This is a genomic window from Vibrio sp. 10N.261.52.A1, from assembly GCF_002876325.1.
GTDB classification, from domain to species: Bacteria; Pseudomonadota; Gammaproteobacteria; order Enterobacterales; family Vibrionaceae; genus Vibrio; species Vibrio chagasii.
Genome location: NZ_MCYD01000024.1, coordinates 1 through 2,630 on the forward strand (window position 1 = coordinate 1; position 2,630 = coordinate 2,630).

The following is a 2,630-nucleotide window of genomic DNA, read 5'->3' on the forward strand; positions in this document are numbered from 1 at the left end:
CTACCAACATCGGGGTTTCACCGTTTTTGGGATTTAGAAAATCAAGCAGTATTATGATTTTTCATAGCCTTAGACAGTAAATGGGTAAATAGTGGAAGCACGACAGAGCTTCATTCATATAGCCCTTTTCGGCGCAGCAACAAGTTCTTCTTTTGTCATGACATGCTTTTTCTCTTCGTATATAGAAGCCCAACACCAGGTAAGAGTCCGATGTACTTTATTGCGTGCATCTAAGCCTCTACCATTTAAAAACGAATAAAGACGCCAATAAAGTCCAGCTCTCCACACAGTAATAAACTGCTTGATGCCAGAGTTAAGATCACCGATCATGCTTGGTGTTATATTATAACATTACACTAATAAGATGAGCATGAGCATGAACACCCCAAAACTCCCTGTTACGGTTTTATCTGGCTTTCTCGGCGCAGGAAAAACAACCGTTTTAAGTCATATTCTTAACAACAGACAAGGCAGAAAAGTTGCGGTCATCGTCAACGACATGAGTGAAATCAACATCGATGCAGCGACCGTTCAGAATGAAGTTTCGCTCAACCACAGTGAAGAAAAATTGGTTGAGATGAGTAACGGCTGTATCTGTTGTACCCTGCGTGAGGATCTACTTGAAGAAGTCACCAAGCTCGCTCAAGAAGGAAGATTCGATTATCTAGTTATTGAGTCCACTGGTATCGCTGAGCCACTCCCGGTTGCAGAGACTTTTACTTTTGCCGATGAAAATGGGCTTTCGCTGTCAGACGTTGCCCGTTTAGACACCATGGTAACAGTGGTTGATGCCATCAACTTCCTACGAGATTACGATGAAGCTAAGTTCTTAACAGAGACGCCAGAGTCGTTGGGTGAGGACGATGAACGCAGCGTCGCCGACTTGCTCGTTGATCAAGTAGAGTTCGCAGACGTTATCCTGATAAGTAAAACCGACCTAGCTGAAAAAACAGAAATCGAAAGGCTTTTAGCGATTCTAAAAACACTCAATACCTCAGCCACTATTATTCCTATCTCGAATGGTGAAGTGGAACTTGATGCGGTACTCGACACGCAGAGCTTTAGTTTTGAAAAGGCACAACAAGCCCCAGGTTGGTTGAAAGAAATGCGTGGCGAACATATACCTGAAACCGAAGAATATGGTATTTCCAGCTTTGCATATCATGCAAGGCGCCCGTTCCACCCAGAGAAGTTTTATGATTTCCTCCACAACGCAGAAGACTACGGCAAACTGATTCGTTCTAAAGGCTACTTTTGGTTGGCGACGAGACCGGATTTTGTCGGCCAATGGAGCCAGGCAGGCGGTATCGCACGTTATGGCGCCGCAGGCATGTTTTGGAAATCAATTCCGAAAGAGGATTGGCCGACGGATCAAGACTCTCTTGGTGCCATCAACAACATTTGGCAAGAACCCTATGGCGATATGCGACAAGAATTGGTGTTTATTGGTCAGGGATTAGAACAAGAGAAATTGATTGCCCGTCTCAACAAATGTTTGCTGACAGAAGATGAAGTGAAGCAAGGGCTCAACTATTGGTTGTCTCTGGAAGACCCTTTCCCTGAGTGGGAAGAGTAAATAGCTTAAATCAAAAAGCCTCCCGTTACTTAGGAGGCTTTCACATTTTATGGGGTCACTCAGTGATACCTTTATTGGAGCAAGCCGAAATGTAACAACGCAACGACATGTTATCACTAGTGTACTTAAGGTGTTCTCTTCTGGTTTAGCTTGGCAATTTTCTTTGGCCAAGGATCTTCAAACGTCTCCCCTTGCTGCCACTGATCCAATTCTTCATCAGTCAAAAAGCAGCTTTCCAGTGCATCAATAAAGGCATCGACTTCATCTTCTTGCCCAATCACCGTTAGACGACAACGACGATCACCAAAACGGCTTTCAACACTATCTATCTTATCTTGTAAGATTTGACGATGCTCCTCTGTATAGTTTTGCGATTCATCTTCGATTACCGAAGCGCGCCAAAACCCTGTGATTTCAAGGCCTACATTACCGTTCGCTTGGCTCCAAAGCAGTGAGACATCGTCTCGAGTTGGGAACCAAAAAAACCCTTTACTACGAAATACACCTTTTGTTAAATACTGTTGGCAGATATTCCATAAACGAGCTGGATGAAATGGGCGATCATCTTTGAGCACTTTTGCAACAAGACTTTGTTCGTCTTTATCGGATAAATTCAGCGGTTCATTCACAGCCTCTCGAAGTTCTGTGATTAACTGTTCAACTAGTACGAAGTTATAATCTTGCTTACCTTTCAACGTGCGAACATCCAAATTTCCCCAAGACGTTTTAATTATCTCGGTGTACACATTGAGAGGATGAATCGCCTGCGCAATGTTGCGAACAGTATTGTCATCCACCTTATCTGTTTTAGTTAACATGACACGGTTTGAAAACATGATCTGCTCAACCAACAAGTTTTCTACCCCCCTAATACCTCGCTGAACATTCTCCTGCCACTTAGGGATTAACGTAGCTCCTTGTTGAAAATCATCTCGCAGCCAAGTCGCATCGACTAAAGTAATCACGTCTTTGAGTGCAAATTGTACGCTGTTTTTGAAATACTCGACCAAAGGTAAAGGATGGCTACTACCCGACGTTTCAATCACAATCCAAT

2 protein-coding genes are annotated in these 2,630 nt (G+C 43.5%); one reads left to right on the forward strand and one right to left on the reverse strand.

Annotated features, from left to right (window positions below; translation table 11 throughout):
• The first annotated feature begins 376 nt into the window (after positions 1–376).
• On the forward strand, positions 377–1,576 hold the full coding sequence (gene zigA / locus BCT81_RS00310) for a zinc metallochaperone GTPase ZigA (RefSeq protein ID WP_102422940.1): 1,200 nt from the start codon (positions 377–379) through the stop codon (positions 1,574–1,576).
• Positions 1,577–1,701: 125 nt separating this feature from the next.
• Here zigA and BCT81_RS00315 read toward each other — a convergent pair.
• On the reverse strand, positions 1,702–2,630 hold a 929-nt coding region (locus tag BCT81_RS00315), incomplete at its 5' end, for a GTP-binding protein (protein ID WP_102422941.1).